This is a genomic window from Salinicoccus kekensis (assembly GCF_900220995.1).
In the GTDB taxonomy this organism is placed as follows: domain Bacteria; phylum Bacillota; class Bacilli; order Staphylococcales; family Salinicoccaceae; genus Lacicoccus; species Lacicoccus kekensis.
This window is the reverse complement of sequence record NZ_OBQF01000003.1, coordinates 266,067-282,607: the sequence shown is the minus strand read 5'-3', so window position 1 is coordinate 282,607 and position 16,541 is coordinate 266,067. Positions and strand designations below refer to the sequence as shown.

The 16,541-nt window shown below is 46.0% G+C and carries 24 protein-coding genes; 10 read left to right on the top strand and 14 right to left on the bottom strand.

Features of this window, described 5'->3' with window-relative positions; genetic code table 11:
• Window positions 1-44 precede the first annotated feature (44 nt).
• Window positions 45-293: a DUF2188 domain-containing protein gene (locus CRN96_RS08020; protein ID WP_097040925.1), complete on the bottom strand. Its 249-nt coding sequence runs from the start codon at window positions 291-293 to the stop codon at window positions 45-47.
• Between the two features lie 77 nt (window positions 294-370).
• Complete coding sequence (locus CRN96_RS08015) at window positions 371-955, bottom strand: 3'-5' exonuclease (RefSeq protein WP_179647152.1); 585 nt, start codon at window positions 953-955, stop codon at window positions 371-373.
• Between the two features lie 140 nt (window positions 956-1,095).
• On the opposite strand from CRN96_RS08015, the gene CRN96_RS08010 reads away from it, so the two are divergent.
• On the top strand, window positions 1,096-2,274 hold the full coding sequence (locus tag CRN96_RS08010) for a M20 family metallopeptidase (RefSeq protein ID WP_097040921.1): 1,179 nt from the start codon (window positions 1,096-1,098) through the stop codon (window positions 2,272-2,274).
• Window positions 2,275-2,324: 50 nt separating this feature from the next.
• Here CRN96_RS08010 and CRN96_RS08005 read toward each other — a convergent pair whose 3' ends face one another.
• The gene (locus tag CRN96_RS08005; RefSeq protein ID WP_097040919.1) at window positions 2,325-3,662 is read right to left on the bottom strand and encodes a hypothetical protein; all 1,338 of its coding nucleotides are present in this window, start codon (window positions 3,660-3,662) and stop codon (window positions 2,325-2,327) included.
• Window positions 3,663-3,968: 306 nt separating this feature from the next.
• Here CRN96_RS08005 and CRN96_RS08000 point away from each other — a divergent pair, with 306 nt between their 5' ends.
• The 3 genes from CRN96_RS08000 to relB all read left to right on the top strand — a co-directional run bounded on the left by CRN96_RS08000 (window position 3,969) and on the right by relB (window position 6,191).
• Complete coding sequence (locus CRN96_RS08000) at window positions 3,969-4,178, top strand: hypothetical protein (RefSeq protein ID WP_179647151.1); 210 nt, start codon at window positions 3,969-3,971, stop codon at window positions 4,176-4,178.
• 330 nt (window positions 4,179-4,508) lie between these two features.
• Complete coding sequence (locus tag CRN96_RS07995; RefSeq protein WP_097040916.1) at window positions 4,509-5,885, top strand: hypothetical protein; 1,377 nt, start codon at window positions 4,509-4,511, stop codon at window positions 5,883-5,885.
• A gap of 72 nt (window positions 5,886-5,957) precedes the next feature.
• On the top strand, window positions 5,958-6,191 hold the full coding sequence (relB, locus tag CRN96_RS07990; protein ID WP_097040914.1) for a type II toxin-antitoxin system RelB family antitoxin: 234 nt from the start codon (window positions 5,958-5,960) through the stop codon (window positions 6,189-6,191).
• A 109-nt stretch (window positions 6,192-6,300) separates the two neighbouring features.
• On the opposite strand, the gene CRN96_RS07985 is transcribed toward relB, so the two are convergent.
• Window positions 6,301-6,729 carry an Ohr family peroxiredoxin gene (locus CRN96_RS07985; RefSeq protein WP_179647150.1) on the bottom strand — a complete coding sequence of 143 codons (429 nt, stop codon included), beginning with the start codon at window positions 6,727-6,729 and terminating at the stop codon, window positions 6,301-6,303.
• A gap of 288 nt (window positions 6,730-7,017) precedes the next feature.
• Between CRN96_RS07985 and CRN96_RS07980 the strand changes: the two genes are divergently transcribed.
• A complete protein-coding gene (locus CRN96_RS07980; RefSeq protein ID WP_097040910.1) occupies window positions 7,018-7,734 on the top strand; it encodes a 3-ketoacyl-ACP reductase in 717 nt (238 codons plus the stop codon).
• A gap of 48 nt (window positions 7,735-7,782) precedes the next feature.
• Here CRN96_RS07980 and CRN96_RS07975 read toward each other — a convergent pair whose 3' ends face one another.
• Window positions 7,783-8,649 (bottom strand): PPK2 family polyphosphate kinase, encoded by an 867-nt coding sequence (locus tag CRN96_RS07975; protein ID WP_097040908.1) that lies wholly within the window; start codon window positions 8,647-8,649, stop codon window positions 7,783-7,785.
• 175 nt (window positions 8,650-8,824) lie between these two features.
• Here CRN96_RS07975 and CRN96_RS07970 point away from each other — a divergent pair, with 175 nt between their 5' ends.
• From CRN96_RS07970 to CRN96_RS07965, 3 genes are all read left to right on the top strand, one after another.
• Window positions 8,825-9,262, top strand: a complete 438-nt coding sequence (locus CRN96_RS07970; RefSeq protein WP_097040906.1) for an ASCH domain-containing protein — start codon at window positions 8,825-8,827, stop codon at window positions 9,260-9,262.
• 102 nt (window positions 9,263-9,364) lie between these two features.
• A complete protein-coding gene (locus CRN96_RS13260) occupies window positions 9,365-9,511 on the top strand; it encodes a hypothetical protein (protein WP_179647149.1) in 147 nt (48 codons plus the stop codon).
• A 64-nt stretch (window positions 9,512-9,575) separates the two neighbouring features.
• The gene (locus CRN96_RS07965; protein ID WP_097040904.1) at window positions 9,576-10,382 is read left to right on the top strand and encodes an aldo/keto reductase family protein; all 807 of its coding nucleotides are present in this window, start codon (window positions 9,576-9,578) and stop codon (window positions 10,380-10,382) included.
• Between the two features lie 45 nt (window positions 10,383-10,427).
• Here CRN96_RS07965 and CRN96_RS07960 read toward each other — a convergent pair whose 3' ends face one another.
• The 3 genes from CRN96_RS07960 to CRN96_RS13335 are packed head-to-tail and all read right to left on the bottom strand — an operon-like array spanning window position 10,428 to window position 12,081.
• On the bottom strand, window positions 10,428-11,177 hold the full coding sequence (locus CRN96_RS07960; protein WP_097040902.1) for an arylamine N-acetyltransferase family protein: 750 nt from the start codon (window positions 11,175-11,177) through the stop codon (window positions 10,428-10,430).
• Between the two features lie 29 nt (window positions 11,178-11,206).
• Window positions 11,207-11,890 (bottom strand): 6-bladed beta-propeller, encoded by a 684-nt coding sequence (locus CRN96_RS07955; protein WP_097040900.1) that lies wholly within the window; start codon window positions 11,888-11,890, stop codon window positions 11,207-11,209.
• The gene (locus CRN96_RS13335) at window positions 11,833-12,081 is read right to left on the bottom strand and encodes a hypothetical protein (protein WP_218839922.1); all 249 of its coding nucleotides are present in this window, start codon (window positions 12,079-12,081) and stop codon (window positions 11,833-11,835) included. The genes CRN96_RS07955 and CRN96_RS13335 overlap by 58 nt, the downstream gene beginning before the upstream one ends.
• 140 nt (window positions 12,082-12,221) lie before the next feature.
• On the opposite strand from CRN96_RS13335, the gene CRN96_RS07950 reads away from it, so the two are divergent.
• Complete coding sequence (locus tag CRN96_RS07950) at window positions 12,222-12,557, top strand: hypothetical protein (RefSeq protein WP_097040898.1); 336 nt, start codon at window positions 12,222-12,224, stop codon at window positions 12,555-12,557.
• 145 nt (window positions 12,558-12,702) lie between these two features.
• On the opposite strand, the gene CRN96_RS07945 is transcribed toward CRN96_RS07950, so the two are convergent.
• The 3 genes from CRN96_RS07945 to CRN96_RS07935 form a co-directional block, all read right to left on the bottom strand.
• Entirely contained in the window at window positions 12,703-12,972 is a 270-nt protein-coding gene (locus CRN96_RS07945; protein WP_097040896.1) for a Txe/YoeB family addiction module toxin, read from the bottom strand.
• On the bottom strand, window positions 12,965-13,216 hold the full coding sequence (locus CRN96_RS07940; RefSeq protein WP_097040894.1) for a type II toxin-antitoxin system Phd/YefM family antitoxin: 252 nt from the start codon (window positions 13,214-13,216) through the stop codon (window positions 12,965-12,967). Before CRN96_RS07940 ends, CRN96_RS07945 begins: the two co-directional genes overlap by 8 nt.
• A gap of 146 nt (window positions 13,217-13,362) precedes the next feature.
• The gene (locus CRN96_RS07935) at window positions 13,363-13,779 is read right to left on the bottom strand and encodes a 4-fold beta flower protein (RefSeq protein ID WP_425442532.1); all 417 of its coding nucleotides are present in this window, start codon (window positions 13,777-13,779) and stop codon (window positions 13,363-13,365) included.
• Between the two features lie 275 nt (window positions 13,780-14,054).
• On the opposite strand from CRN96_RS07935, the gene CRN96_RS07930 reads away from it, so the two are divergent.
• On the top strand, window positions 14,055-14,651 hold the full coding sequence (locus CRN96_RS07930) for a nitroreductase family protein (RefSeq protein WP_097040890.1): 597 nt from the start codon (window positions 14,055-14,057) through the stop codon (window positions 14,649-14,651).
• 117 nt (window positions 14,652-14,768) lie between these two features.
• Here CRN96_RS07930 and rpsI read toward each other — a convergent pair whose 3' ends face one another.
• From rpsI to truA, 3 genes are all read right to left on the bottom strand, one after another.
• Window positions 14,769-15,161: a 30S ribosomal protein S9 gene (gene rpsI, locus CRN96_RS07925; RefSeq protein ID WP_097040888.1), complete on the bottom strand. Its 393-nt coding sequence runs from the start codon at window positions 15,159-15,161 to the stop codon at window positions 14,769-14,771.
• Window positions 15,162-15,182: 21 nt separating this feature from the next.
• Entirely contained in the window at window positions 15,183-15,620 is a 438-nt protein-coding gene (gene rplM / locus CRN96_RS07920) for a 50S ribosomal protein L13 (protein WP_097040886.1), read from the bottom strand.
• Window positions 15,621-15,793: 173 nt separating this feature from the next.
• The gene (gene truA, locus CRN96_RS07915; RefSeq protein ID WP_097040885.1) at window positions 15,794-16,540 is read right to left on the bottom strand and encodes a tRNA pseudouridine(38-40) synthase TruA; all 747 of its coding nucleotides are present in this window, start codon (window positions 16,538-16,540) and stop codon (window positions 15,794-15,796) included.
• Window position 16,541 lies beyond the last annotated feature (1 nt).

Below are 16,541 nucleotides of genomic sequence, written 5' to 3'. Positions count from 1 at the left end.
AAAATAAAAACCGTATGCCCCTGAAGGCACACGGTCCGTCGTTTTTACTGATCATACTCGATCTGGTCTTCAATCTCTCCGCTGTCACTATGGATGATCGCCTTTGAACCGGCTTCCTCCGCCCGCTTCTTCGCATCCTCGATGGCGTCATTCTTATTGTCGAAAGTTTTGAGCGGCGGATTTTTACCTTCTTCCTTCACTGCCCAATCCTTCTTATCGCCAGGCACGACATGGTAGCGCGCATCATCCGTACCGGCCCGCTTCTCGAAATAATTGCCGCGTTCATCTGCCATATATATGCCTCCTCGTTTTTAAGTATCCATTTATCATGTTACCCGGGAGGATTATATTTAAACAGGTAGGAGAATGTTCAATATCTTGATCGTCTTTTCTTCGTATAGCCGTTCCTGCCGAGTGTGCCCAGCTGATAATTGTGGTAGGCATTGAACTCTTCTATGCTCAAATTATTGTCTTTGAGGATATTGTACGTGATGTGCCCAGCCATTCTCGCATCCGCCAATGCATTATGGTGGTTGTCGGTGGCTACATTGAAATATTTCGCCATGTTCACAAGTTTATGGTTCGGCAGCCGGTATAAGCTTTTCGACAGCCTGTAGGAACAGATGTAATTGAGCGGCGGTATCGCCATACTGTATTTCCTGTAGGCATCCTGGATGCCGTACATGTCGAATTGGGAAAAGTATGCAACCATTATCTGGTCACCGATGAATGACTCAATATCACTGTTCACTTCAGGAAACGTCGGCTCACCCGTGATATCCGCTTCCGTGATGCCGTGTATTTCTATATTTGCGTAGGAGAAATAATCCTCCGGGTTGATCAGCGTATAAAATTCATCAACGATCTGTCCTTCTTCAAACTTGACCATACCGATCGAACAGATCGAACTTCTTTCGCGGTTGGCCGTTTCTATATCAAGCGCCACATATTTCATAAGCCGCCTCCTGTTCATAATGTCTTATTATAACATCTTCCGCCCGGATTTTATTAATATAAAACCTCTCTCCTTTCCGTTGTCGAAATATTTTGATAATGGTATAATTTTACTGATAAAAAAGCAAAGGGGACCTGTCCATGGAAAAATTATTTTCGCATTTGGATGCGCTTTACGGGGAAATTGTCGATATCAGGCGTCATCTGCACAAGCATCCGGAATTGTCGTTTGAAGAAGTCGAGACAGCGAAGTATATTACAGAATATCACAGGAAGCTCGGCCACGAAGTGAAGGAGAAAGTCGGGGGAAACGGTGTGGTCGCGACTTTAAAAGGGGACCTGAAAGGTCCGACGGTCGCCTTAAGGGCGGACTTCGATGCGCTGCCCATTACAGAAGAGAACGATTTTGATTTCAAGTCGGTGAATGAAGGCGTGATGCATGCCTGTGGACATGACGGCCATACAGCCACCCTGCTCGGTGCGGCAAAAGCACTCAATAAATTGAAAAGCGAACTGAAGGGCAATATCGTCTTCATCCATCAGCACGCCGAGGAACTGCCGCCCGGCGGCGCCAAAGCCATGATTGAAGATGGGTGCCTTGACGGCGTGGATGTGATTTTCGGAACGCACCTTCAGGCACAGGTCCCGCTGCATGAAATCCAATACCGCACTGATGCGCTCCAGGCTTCGGCCGATAGATTTGAAATCACCATCCAGGGCAAGGGCGGCCACGGTGCCGTCCCGGAAGAGACGAAAGACAGCATATTGATCGCTTCCCAGGTCGTCACGAACCTCCAGCAGATCGTGAGCCGGAGGGTGAGCCCGCTGGATGCCGCAGTCATATCCGTCTGCTCATTTGACGCCAGGGGTCCCTATAATGTGATTGCGGATACAGCGCATCTTATCGGGACATCCAGGGCGCTGAATGAAGAAGTGCGCACAAAAATCGAAGAAGAGATCGAGCAGGTGGTCAAAGGCACATCCCTTCTCTCTCATGCTTCATATGAATACAAATATACAAGGGGCTACCCCGTGACGGTGAACCATAAGGAAGAGGCGGAATTTGTGATGGAAATTGCGAAGGATGTCCCGGGAGTGGAAGAAATCAAGATCACGGAGCCTTTCATGGGCGCAGAAGATTACTCTTACTATCTGCAGAAGGTCAAAGGCACTTACTTCTTCACCGGGGCGAGGCCGAGAGGTGCAACAGATGCCTATCCGCACCACCATCCCAAATTTGATATCGATGAAGAGGCTCTGCTGATCGCCGCCAAAATTTTATCAAAATCGGCAGTGGAATATATCAACAGGCATTCGTGATACCGGACAATTAAAAAATGTACCTCTATCAATTAGAGGTACATTTTTCTTTATACAAAATAAATGACTACAAGCAGTGCATATCCTGCTGCCCACAGGGCCAGGCTGTACAGCACGTTATGCTTCGGCAAAGTGAATATGCTCCGGTCGGCAAGGCTTGATATCAACAGGTTGATACCGGTGAATGGTGACAAATTGACCGTAACGCTCCAGTTGAGCAGCAAACCGACCGCGATATAATAATGATCGCTCACATCCATGTCCATGCTGAGAACAGCAAGGGATGCGATCGTGATCGAGATAATCGGATGCACACTCAGAAAGGCGAGCCCGATGATCATCACGGCGAATATCGGGATGAGCAGCAGTACATGGTCCACGCCCGCCGCTTCCAGCGTATTGATCAGGAGTGTGTCGAAACCGACGACGAGGAGCGATGTCCCGAATACGCCGGCACTGATGAAGACAAGCAGTTCGTTACCCATCTTCGGTATGCGCTCCTGAGTATAGCTCTTCAGCCCCCTCACCACTTTCTCGACGCCGCCGATGACGGGCGTCCATATGAAGAACAGGATGATGGCGACGAGCGGGATGATATTGACGATGGCAAAATCGCTGAATACATCAAGAACGATGATCAGCACAGTCATGCCGATCATTATGACGCTGAGTTCAATGAGCCGGCATTTATTGTAGTAGGCCGGAGGCGATGACGGCATCTCAGAGTATTTATTGTTGTTGAATAAAAACCATTCAGCCACCATGCTAATCACCGCAAGTGCGAGCCCGTAAGCCGCGATGGTGATCCACTGGACCTCGAAGTACGACAGGACGACCGCAATGGAGATGAAGTACGGCGACCAGGCGAATAAGAGTGCGAAACCGCGGTTCAGCGCCGCCATGCGCATCACTTTGTGGTCTTTGAACTGCTCGGTGTCGGTCAGATAGTAGAGTATCGGCAGCGTACCGACATTCAGCACCGCGCCGATGGAAAATGTCCCAAGCTTCAAGGCGTTGTAGGACTGCTTCGTATTTTTAAAAGACGTTTTCATTATCCCCGTGATGTCCTTCAAGTATCTCGGTGATGTGATCGGGATGGATAAGAGAGGTACGAATATGAAAATCATGAGCACTGCCGTGTTCATCAGAAGTCCTTCAATGACATCATCCATAGTGCCGCCGATGATATAAAAAATTACGGCGGTCACGTTCAGTATGATGACGACCGTGAGCGGCACCCTGCTCAAGTACGGCAGATAACTGAACAGCGTAAGAGCGGTGAAGATGGCGATCGCGACTTCAATGCCCGGTATATCTACGAATAATGATGTGAGGAACATGATCCCCATACTCAGGACGAAAAACGGCCTGAAGAATTTAAATTTCATATGTATCTTCCTTAATCAGCTTTTAATTTTATAATAGCGCATTTGGAGGAAGCTTGACAGTAAACGGGATTGAAGCAAGAAACAGCCTCCCGTCCCCGTTTCACAATTACCATACTCTTATTGGAATCTTCTAGTTGCTTTCTTACGTATATTTCAAATAATCGGAAATCACAAATTAATTCGGCAAAGAGCAAAAGTTGAAAATTACACGATAAAGGGTATATAATAATGAGTGATAGATTAACTCAGGGAGGTGTTAAAATGGTTCGGTTGGCAATGAAAAAGTTGTATTTACAATGGTTGCAGGTGCAATATGTAAAAAAAGGAAATAATGATATACGGACTGAAGAAGAGAAAGAAGTGCTCCGTTATCTGCTCAGGCATCCAGGAAGACTCACAGTGAAAGAACGGGTGGACGACAACGAACAGTATGCCAAACAGCTTAACATTTTAACATCCAATGTGAAAAATGAACGCCTCTATGAATTGACGAAAAAGAGGTTGAAAAGTGTATAAAATATATGATGATTCCTTAAAACGTTATGAGGTACTCGATGAATTGTTGAGAGAAGCGGGTATTTCCAATGTGGAAGTTATCATTAGTCTAGAAGATTATATTAAAATTAGAGATTTGGATAACAGAATATAGAGATTCGCCACCTGAAATGGTGGTATTTTTTATCCTTTAATCTGCTGTGAAGGTATATAAATCCTCACATGACTTCGTATTCTGTGTTTTTCAGAATAATTAAACGGCTCTGTCAAAGTCCGTCTATCTATCTTATAATTAATAAGCATATTGATAAATCTTCTTCCATAGAAATTATTCTGAAAGCGGGTCTTACATTGAGTATCCTATATAATCAGACCATATTAAGGAACTTCTTTTACATATATGCCACTCTGTTCGTCCTGTTCCTCATCTATTTCTTCAGCGGTATCGGGGTACTTGGACAACTCGTGAACTACTTGGCGGCCGGCGTGCTGGTCATTTCCTGGCTCTTCAGTTCCAGGCTGTTCAAAATGATCGGCGGCCTCTTCGTTGCGGCGGGCGCCATCTTCACGCTCACAGCCGGCGGAAGCATCGGTGAAATCATCAGCAATACGACAAGCAATCTCCCGCTTCTTTTGTTTTTCAGCCTCTTACCGTGGATAGGTGTGGTCGTAAAAGTGGGAGGGCTTGATGAAAGCATCACGCAAATGATCCAGGATGAGGCAAACAAAGTGGAGAAAATCTACGGCAGAAGTGTCGTGACCTCTTACTTTCTCGCAATCTTCCTGAACATATCCGCCATATACATCATCCAGAATATATTGCGTGATCTGTTCAAAAATGAGTCGGTCGGCTTCATGAACCGATTCATCATCAAAGCTACCCTCCGGGCCTTCGCGCTTGCGGTCATTTGGAGTCCGCTCGAAGTGATCGTCGGCCTTACGGTCGACTCGACGGGTGTGTCGTACTTCGCCCTGCTCCCATGGTTGCTCCTGACCTCGATCATCGTCGGCTTGACCGAGATTCTGCTGACGCGGCGCGAATTTAAAGGCATAACGATCGACGCGCCGTTCGATGAGATCAACAGCAGGGCTCTCCGCAGTTCCATCATCAAAATGGTGATTCTGCTGGTCAGCTTCCTCGCTGTCGTGATGTTCTTCAATGTGAACTCCGACTTAGGCTTCGTCATGACGATTGCATTGATCATCCTCCCGTTCTCCTTCGCTGCGGCATTTGTCATGATACGTCTGCCGATCTTCATGAAGACCGGCTGGAAAACGTGGAAGAACCACAACAATCATATGCAGAACTTCTCTGTTCTATTCCTGTCGCTCGGCATCTTCTCCGGCGGCTTCAACAGCAGTGCCGTCCCGGAGATGATGCAGCAGGTTTTCGGTTATGTCGATTCATTCCTGATACTGATACTTCTGCTGATCATGGTCGTAATCTACGGCCTCGCCATGATCGGGGTACATCCGGTTGCGGCACTCGCCATACTTGCGGAAGTGCTGGTCCCTGTCCTGACGCCTGAAAATGCACTTTCCATCAGCATTGCCATGGTCGTCTGCGGCATGAGCATATCCGCCGCTGCACCTTACGGCGTTAATGCGACCATGACCGCACAGAGCATGGGCATCAATCCATACAGAATCACAAAAATGAATATCGGCTTCTCGATCAGGATGGGTCTCACCGGCATCCTGATTGCGATGATTGCACTTATCGTCTAAAAAACGTTAAAGTTTTTGAGGAAAAAACATTATTGTACTACAATCGTCTTACAAGATACCGGAGGTGTGGTGATGAGTATTACAATACGATTAGAAAAGGAAGAGGAAGAAATCCTGCGCGGTATTGTCGAGGCCAAAAACACGAACATGTCCGCTTATATTAGAGAATTCATTTCAGAAAAGCTCGATGAAGAAGTCGACAAAGAAATGTTCAAAAAAGCTATGAAGATAATGGAAAATGATGATACTGAATTCGTCTCATGGGAAGAAGCTAAGGCAGAACTGGGTTTTTCCGATGAAATATGAATAGAAGATGAAGAATTAGTGATTGCATTAATCGATTTAGCATATAGAAAACATATTTACAGGTCATAAAAAAAGAGGAATCCCGCGGATTCCTCTTTTCCATTTCTTATTATTTAGTTGTACCTTTCAATTCCACTTCAATGCCGTCGCGGGCCATCTTTGAATACGGGCACAATTTATGCGCATCTTCCACATACTGCTGAGCCTTGTCCGTATCCACGTCTTCAAATTCCACTTCTATCGAAGCGCCAAGCTTGAAGCCGCCGTCTCCTTCATCTTTCAAGAGTTTGGCGGTCGCTTTGACCACGCGGCCGGTGTTCTCAACCTTCGCTTTCTTTAAGACACCATCAAGGGCACTGTTGAAGCACGCACTGTATGCTGCCGCGAAAAGCTGTTCCGGGTTCGTCTCTTTCGTGTCTTCACCGGTCATCTGCTTCGGCTGTTTGACATTCAATGAAAACGACTTGTCTTCGCTGTGTACTTCGCCGTCCCTGCCGCCTGTGTTGATCATCGTTGTCTCGTACAAAGGTTCCATCAAAAGCTCAACTCCTTTTATAGTCCACCTTCATTCTATTGGAGTTTTGAGAGGGTCACAAATAAACTGAATCCCCTCACTTTACGTATAGTACCTCGGGACTGTCTTCTCCCATAGTTATTGTAGATAGCTCCTTCAATATATTGTGCGACGGTTTCCGAAATAAATTTAATTGATTTTACAGAACACTGAGATCATTAAACTAAAGAGGATATTGAGCCGAAATTCTTCACAATCAGAAAATCCTGTGGTTAGATATATTAGAAAGTAATTTGCAAAGGAGAAGTATAAATGCAGAAAATAGAAGGTAAAGTGGCACTCATCACAGGTGCGGGCCGCGGCATCGGGCGTGCAACCGCAATCGCATTTGCCAAAGAAGGTGTCCACGTCGGACTTGTCGGGCGTACGCCAGAAAACCTGGAGCGTGTTGCAGAGGAGCTTCAGCAGTATGGCGTGAAGACAGCGACCGCTGCAGCCGATGTGGCTGATATCGATGCCATCACTTCTGCGGTCGAATCCATCCGCAATGCACTCGGTCCAATCGACATACTTGTGAACAATGCCGGTATTTCAAAGTTCGGAAACTTCATGGATCTCACTCCTGAGGAATGGACGAATATCATCAACGTCAATGTCAATGGTTTGTATTACACGACCCGTGCAGTGCTGCCTGAAATGCTTGAACGCGAAACAGGCGATATCATAAACATTTCATCCACCGCCGGTCAAAAGGGCGGACCCGTCACAAGTGCATATTCCGCTTCAAAAGCGGCAGTCAACGGACTGAGCGAGTCACTGATGATGGAAGTGCGCAAGAAGAATATCCGTGTCACGACACTGACGCCGAGCACGGTCGCAACTGATATGGCGGTCGAACTGAACCTTACAGACGGCAACCCGGAGAAAGTCATGCAGCCGGAAGATATGGCGGAACTGATGGTCGCACAATTGAAACTGAACCCGCGTGTCGTATTGAAAAATGCAGGCCTGTGGTCGAACAACCCTTAAACACACTGAAGCACTTCCCTGACGGGAAGTGCTTCTCTTTTGTGGGTGTTACTCATTTTCCAGTTTTTCGATATACTCATCCAGCTCTTTTTTCTTATCATCATCTATTTTAGGAAATTTAGGATTGATTTCTTCAAGCTTTTCAATCATCACTTTGGCGATGACCGCCCTTGAATACCAGTTGTTATCGGCAGGCAGGACATACCAGGGTGCAATATCGCTCGCGGTCTCTCTCAGAACGCTTTGGAACACTTCCTGGTATTCATCCCAGTATTCCCTTTCCTTCACATCATTGAATGAGAACTCCCACTGCATGTCTTCCGACTTCATCCGCTTGAGAAGCCTTTCCTTCTGCTCATCCTTACTGACATTGAAGAAGAATTTGATGACATGCATATTGTTCTCATATAGATAGCGTTCATAATTATTGATTTGACGATATCTCATCGGCCACATGTCTTCAGGTTCCGTATTGGTCGGATACTCATCATTTTCGATATCTTCATGAACCTGCCTGTAGATGACTTCTTCATAGTAGGAACGGTTCAGCAGCGAAATCTCGCCACGCTCCGGTGTCCCTGAATGCATCCGCCATAAATAGTCATGTTTCCGCTCCTCCTCACTCGGCTTGCTGAAGGACATCGTCCGAAGCCCCTGTGCATTCAAGTTGGAGAACACAAAGCTGATCGCTTCATCCTTGCCTGCGGCGTCCAGTGCCTGGAGGACGACCATGACACCCGCCTTTTCTTCAGCGAACAATTTCCAGTGCCATTCCTTCAGCTGCTTCACCAGGTCCGGGATGATTTGTTCTTTTATATCGTCTTCAGGGAGGCCCGGATCAACCTTGGAAGGATAATCTTCCAGGTTGAACTTTTTATTTGATACCACTTTATAGTCGTTTGTATTGATATTCATTTCTAGCACCTCATAATTAAAGTATGTTTTAGTATTCCACGGGCTGCACGTGACGAAACAACTTTTTATGATTTATATAAATTTAAGAAATAAAATGAATCATCGTCATCAATGTCAGATGTATGAAGCAGTGCTATCATTACAGTAAATGATTATGAAGAAAAGAGGATAAGGAATGGAAGCGGAAAAACTATGGAAAGAATTTTTAAGGGGGTATCCGGAACATGAAGGTGACACATATGTCGCATGGTCTTACGGCGCTGCGCCGGATGATCTTGCTGATTTGACATTGAAAGGCATCAAGACAGCAACAGCATCGGCCTATTCACTTTACGAACTGGAAAATGAGCCGCTGCCGAAGCCCGGCGATTTCAACATCATCATGAATTCTAAAGATGAGGCCGTCTGCATCATACGGACGACCCGCGTCAATGTAATGCCGTTCGATGAAGTGGATGAGGACTTTGCATGGAAGGAGGGCGAAGGCGACCGTTCCCTCCAATATTGGCGCAAAGCCCATATAGAATTCTTCAAGGGGGAATACGCAAGGCACGGCATGGCCTTCGATGAAAAAATCAAAGTGGTGTGTGAGGAATTCGAAAGAGTCTATTGAAAAAAGATGGCTGCAACTCCATGGTTAACGTCCATTCAGCCGGGTAACTTATATGTAAAAGCACTCCATTAAATCAATACTAGTCAAAAGAGGTGACCCCTTATGACCAATAAACTGCTTTTATGCGGTACACTCCTTGTCAACGTGCTCAGTGCCATCGTGCTTGCCCTGACCATATTTCATCATTTTTCGGTAAAAAGCGAGCTGGATGAGTTGAAAAAGCACAGCCCCGTTGAGAGGGAAGTATGAACAGATTGATTGTGACTGCCTCCGGGTATAGCCAATGTGAGAGTTACAACATAGGAGGAATAACATGAAGCATATTAAATTGAATGATGAAGTGGAAATCCCGATCGTCGGCAGCGGTACAAACACTTACGGCAAGGAAGGCAACCAGTTTTCAGGTGCCCTTCGGGGTGACACTGAGGAAGTCGACTGGGCGATTGAAAACGGCTACCGCCATTTCGACTCAGCACAATTGTATAATAACGAAGAAGTCGTCGGGAAAGGTCTCGCGAAGTCTTCGGTCCCGCGTGAAGAATTCTTCATCACGACGAAGCTGAATACAAAGGATGGATACAAAGGTGCGGAGTGGGCCCATGCAGAAATCGAGAAAAGCCTGAAAAAACTGCAGACTGACTATGTGGATTCATTCCTCATCCACTTCCCGTGGGAGGACCACGATGAGATAGTGGAAGGATGGGGGATTTTGGAAGATTACTATGAACGCGGTGTATTCAAATCTATTGGAGTGTCCAATTTTGAGCAAGAGCATATCGATCTGATTCTTGAAAAAGGGAACATCAGACCGACAGTGAACCAGATTAAATCCAACGTCGGAAACTGGAATGATGAATTGATCGGTCACAATTATAAGAATGGCATTGCGACCGTCGCATGGGGCCCGCTCGGCGGCATCGAAGGTGAAGCAGAGCAGATTCTTACAGAAATCGGCGAACAGTACGACAAGACGGCTGCTCAGGTCGTCCTGCGCTACCAGATTGAACGTGAGGTCATCGTCATCCCGAAATCGCACAATAAAGACCGCCAGGCACAGAGCCTGGATATCTTCGACTTCGAACTGACAACAGAAGACCATGAACGCATCAGTTCACTGTAAACATCAATGAAATAAGCGCATCTGCCGCCGGCAGGTGCGCTTACTTCATTTCTCAAACCGTTTTATCTCGACATCCAGATCGAAGTATTCCTTTAAAAACTTTCGGTAATTGCGTCCGTTCACGTCATACTTTTCTGTTTTACCGTCCTGCGTGATCGTCAGACTGCTTTCCGACATGGATACACGGCCGTCACTCTTAGGCTGGGTAATGATCAGTTTCCTGACGAATATGGAGTCCGGGTGATGCTGGTTGTACTCCAGGTTATCCTGGAATGCTTCAATTTCCCTTGGTGTGAGACCGCCTCTGTACAATGTTTCAAACCCCTGTCCCCTATCCATCTGCACTTCGAATCCACCGTCCGTTTCAACTGCACGGTACCGGCCGTTCACATCATCAATGACGACCGCTTCTTCAGCCGGCCGGATCGGCATGGCTTTTACAGGCAGGTCGCCGAAACCGACATCGGCCACATATAATTCATCCGACCTCACCAGTGTCGACATATGGCTCCCTTCACGCGTCCAGCCATCCGAATTCTTCACCGTCGCTGATACATTGTAAGCATAATAACCCTTGGCATTTAAGTAACGTCTGAACAGCGTATTCATCTCGTAACAGAAACCGCCGCGCCCGCGTGTAATGATTTTATCGAATATGTCCTCAAGTTCGACTGATATGGGTACTTTATTCTGAACGTCGATGTTCTCAAAAGGCACCCGCTTCATATAGCTTGAAATATAATCATTCAGACCGCCTGAGGGATGTCCCAAAAACCGGTCCATTTCCTTGATCATGGCCTGACCTCCTTAAAGTAATATATGAATCAGAGACCCGTCAGCTTTGTCAGTCCGTCCGGCAGCATCTCCGCAATATAAATATCACCCCGGGAATCGACGGTGATGCCATGTCCGAAAGTGCCGAGCGTCCGGCATCTGCCGATGAACTCATCTTCAGTGTTGAAAACATGGAGGGACGGGACCTGATCCGTAACGTAGATGAAGCCCTCATCGTCTTCACATATATCCATCGGATGGAACACGTTGTTCAGTTCCTTCAAATAAGTGCCGTCCCGGCTGAAGATCTGCACACGGTTATTCTCACGGTCCGTCACCAGCACCCTCTCTTTTTGGTCGACCAGAATAGCATGAGGTGTCATGAAGCGGCCTGCCTCCGTCCCAAGACCACCCCACGTGTTAAGCAGTTTACCTGTACCATTGAAATGGTGGACATGCGCATTGCCGTAACCGTCCGCCACGAAAATATCTCCATCTTTAAAAAAGCTGATATCCGACGGGTGGTTGAACGGCTCCCCCACATCTCCAGGTTCGGTCCCACCACCCATGGTATGGAGCAATTCTCCCTGCTTATTGAAGACGAGGATCCTGTGGCGGTCCCTTTCCACTACGTACACTTCACCGTCAGGTCCCACTTCAAGGTAATGCCCATCCGTCACCGTTTCATCATGCCATCGACCCACCAGCTCACCGTCGGTTGTGAAGACGAGCATAAATGGATCACTCCTCTGCAGCACGTATATATGACCATCGTTATACAAAACAGTCGATACATTTTGATGTATTGTGCCGCGTCTTCTGCCCAGTCGCTGTCCACCCTGTATTTCCTCTTCCCCAGCCTGAATACCATATCAGACATACCTGTCTCCCCCTCACTGTTTTCTTTTGATTCGATTAATTTCATACTATCACAAACTGTGAGGGCCTTTTATTCATAAAGCTTTTATCTTCCCTTGCCTCTATATCTGTGTCAGCATGGATATAATAGAAAACTGTAAAATGATGGGAGGTCATCCAATCAAGTATTTTTTATTATCTGCAAGTTTGTTGGTATTTCTGTCGGCATGCGGTGAGTCCGGTGTTTCCAATGGAGAGGAACAGCCGGTCGAGGTGCTGGAATCGGCCGGGGTCGAAGAACCGGAGTATGGAGATATCTTCGTAATCGAGACGGAGGATTCAGATATCACTGTATATGCTTATGTGGAGACCGGCACGGAATGGACGGTGGATGAAGATGGTGATGCATTGAATGTCCATTTTGAGGAACCCGGTGCGGGGGAAGAATTGATGCTGCACAGCATTGACGTTGATGTCAATCTCGATGCGTACACTCTGAATTTTTATATCAATGGTGAGTCAGTGGATGCTGAGAACATTTAATTGTTGCTTATATGATCACGCTCGACATCATGAAGGAAAATGCTCCCCACATAAATAACCTTCTGCCCCAGCTGGGGCAGAAGGTATTTTTAATCGAAAGTGGCTTCTTTGAGAAAGTCGGCAGTCTATAAAGTGCCCACTGTTTTCACTTGTAATGATATCTGCAGGAAATGATCTGTATCTGGCTTTCTGTGACTTTGTATACCAGGCGATGTTCGCTGTCTATACGCCGACTGTAAAAACTGCTTAAGTTACCTTTCAACTTTTCAGGTTTACCTATACCGTTCAGTACACCCTCCCGATCAATACTTTTAATCAGGTCATTGATTTTCTTAAGGTGCTTCCTATCTGTACGCTGCCAGTATTTATAGTCTTCAAAAACCTCATGGGTAAATAAGATATTTAGTTTACTCATCGAGGGAAACCTCTTTGACCTCACTTTGTTCCAACTGTTCCATGGACTTTGCCAAATGCTTCGCATTGGCCGGGTTCTGCAGAAGGTAAATTGTTTCTACAAATTTATTATACTCCGCTTCAGAAATCAACACTGCATTATTATTATCTTTTGTGGTGATTGTAATGGCATCACTGTCCGCATTGACTTGTTCTATCAATGCTTTGAAGTTTTTACGGGCATTGGAATAAGTTGTAACCGACATATCCATCCCTCCTTTTTTCTATTGTACCACATGTTGTACAATAGAAATAATTTCAAGCTTCTCGGTATAGACGAAAAGAAGACCCCTTTAACAGGAGTCTTCACTACTTATTAAGTTTCAGGAAATGGATATATCCCTTTTTGACATTACTGGTAGAAAAACTTCTCGGATGACATGGCTGACCAGCTTAAGGACTCCGCCGGCCTGAATGGCTTGCTCTGTTTAGCCGATTTAACAGGTCTGATACTCTGGACACCCTTTACCGGTTCAAGCTGCTTCACCGGCCTGGTCGGCCCCGAGCCGCAAGTTTCATCGGCAAAGAATACACAGCATCCTTTGTTGTCCCTGATCCATCCATCACTGATGCGTCCCAGATGCTTTCCGTTAAATCCATAAACAGATTCATCCTTGAAGTAAGCTACAGGCTCACCGGAAAATAAGTATATATGCTCCTCATCATCCGTATAAGCCACAGGCTTTCCTTCACAATTATAAAAAGTAATATTATCCACTCTTACACTCCCATTATTGATTTCACTGAACACTTTAAATAAAATATCCATGTTTCTAAGTATTATGACACAAAGCTGAATTTTTTTCATTATTTAAAAAGTTTTGCAGTATATTATTCACCAACATCATTATAGTCTTAGACTCAGGAAATTAAAATAAACAGAGGATGCTTCCAAGAGCTCTCAAAAAAGTTTCATTTAATGAAACCCGAGCTGATTACTTTGATATGTGTTTTCAAATATCCTAAGATATTAATGTGGTCGGGATGCTTTTATTTCCGTTCAAATTGAAAATAACATCAGTTTAATACAAAAGGAGAATGAAAATGTCGACATTTTTAGATTTAGTGGAAAAACGCCGTACAGTCTATGCACTGGGGACGGACAGTGAGTATTCAAAAGAAGATATTGAAAATAGAATCCGCGAGGTCGTGAAGCAGGTTCCTACAGCTTTCAACAGCCAGACAACGAGGGTTGTTGTGTTATTCGATGAAGCAAATGATAAATTCTGGGACCATATATATGATGTTCAAAAAAACGTCCTTGAAGGTGAAATGTGGGACATGATGTCAGGCGTCATGACAGGTGCCAAGAAAGGCATCGGCACAGTCCTGTTCTTTGAAGATAAAGAAGCCGTTGAAGTAATGCCTGCACAGGGTGCGCGTCAGGAAGCATACAAGCAGAACAACAACGCAAACGCTCAATACGCTGTCTGGCTGGCTCTGGCTGAAATGGACCTGGGCGCAAGCCTGCAGCACTTCAACGTCGGCTATGAGCAGGGCTTCGACAAAGGTACGAAAGAAATGTTCAACCTGCCGGAATCATATGAGATGCTTGCACAAATGCCGTTCGGCTCCGTTGAGCAGGAGATTGGTGAAAAAGAGCATATCGATACAGATGTGCAGGTCAAAGTTTTGACATAATACAATATACTTGAAAGCAGAGCCCGGTTGATCTTGAAAGGTGACCGGGCTCTTTTTGTTGCATCCAACACAAAAAAGACCCCTTCGAAAAGGGATCTTTCAATATATAAACAAATATTAACGTTTTGAGAACTGTGGTGAACGACGTGCCTTTTTAAGACCTGGTTTCTTACGCTCAACCATACGTGGGTCACGTGTAAGGAGTCCTGCTCTCTTAAGTGGACCGCGGTACTCAGGATCCGCTTCAAGGAGTGCTCTTGCGATTCCGTGACGGATTGCCTGTGCCTGTCCTGTGAATCCACCGCCGTTGACGTTGACCTTCACATCGTAGTTACCTTCTGTTTCCGTAACTGAGAACGGTTGGTTCAAGTCAAGGATCAGACTTTCAAACGGGAGGTACTCTCTCATGTCGCGGCCATTGACCGTAACATTTCCTTCTCCCGGTACTAGACGTACGCGTGCAACTGATGTTTTACGACGACCTGTTCCATAATATTCTACTTTAGCCATTTAATCAATTCCCTCCTATTCTTATCCGCGAAGCGTATAGCTTTCTGGTTGTTGTGCTTCGTGTGGATGGCTGTCTTCAGCATACACAAAAAGTTTTTTCGCCTGCTTACGTCCAAGTGACGTTTTTGGAAGCATGCCTTTGATGGATTTCTCCAGAAGACGTACAGGGTTTTTCTCCCTGAGTTCACCGGCTGAAATTGATTTCATGTTACCGATATATCCAGTGTGTCTGTAGTACATTTTGTCCTGTGCTTTGTTACCTGTCATTTCGATTTTACCAGCGTTAAGAATGATTACATAATCACCAGTGTCGACATGTGGTGTGTACGTTGGTTTATATTTACCGCGTAAGATGGATGCCACTTCTGATGACAGGCGACCTAGTGTCTGCCCTTCAGCATCGATTACATACCATTTGCGCTCAATGTTCGCTTCATTTGCCATGAATGTCTGACGCATAATTTTTCCTCCTGTTTACACAAAAATTTCCCTTTAAATAAAAAAATCTCGTTTATACTCTATATACACTTCACAATAAGTTTCCGGGGCTTATCGTTGGAATGATATAAAATTATACCGTTGTTTATAATACTACTAATCCTTCATTTTGTCAATATGAATTGTGGATTTTGTTACTTTTCAAAAGCCCCGTCGAAGTGGACTTTCTCGAGGTACAGCCCTTCCGCCGGCGCGGTCCTCGGAACGATCGTGCGGTCTTTCTGCCGTATGATGGCTTCGGTTTCCGGTTTCCTTCTGCCTGCGCCGACTTCGACGATATAGGCGACGATGATCCGGACCATGTTGTACAGGAAGCCAGAGCCTGAGATGATGAAGTCGAAGCCTGCTTCCGTCTCCTCGATGCGGAATTCCGTAATGGTGCGGACTTTATTGACGATTTCCGCCTTGGCGCTCGAGAAGCTCGTGAAGTCATGTGTGCCGAGGAACGGCTGCATGGCGGCAAGCATCCGTTCCTTGTCCAACTCATGCGGGTAATGGGTCTTGAGTCCGTAAAAGAACGGATTCACGGTGTCTGCCGTGTAGACACTGTACCTGTACGTCTTGCCTTTAGAGTGGTACCTCACATGGAAGTCCTCCGGAATCTCGGCGACTTCGTTGATGCTGATGTCTGCAGGCAGGTTCCTGTTCAGTATATAGTGCCATTTGCCGGTGGTGAGCCCGAGGTCCGTATCGAAATGGCAGTACTGTTCAAGTGCATGGACGCCGCGGTCGGTGCGGGATGCGGGATGGATGCGCATCTGCCTTTTGTGCATCTTCGTGAGGGCCGCTTCGATCACGCCCTGCACGGTGCGGTAGTTGTGCTGGTACTGGAAGCCGTGGAAGTCCTTCCCGTTGTAGCTCATCTTAAGTAGTATACGCATG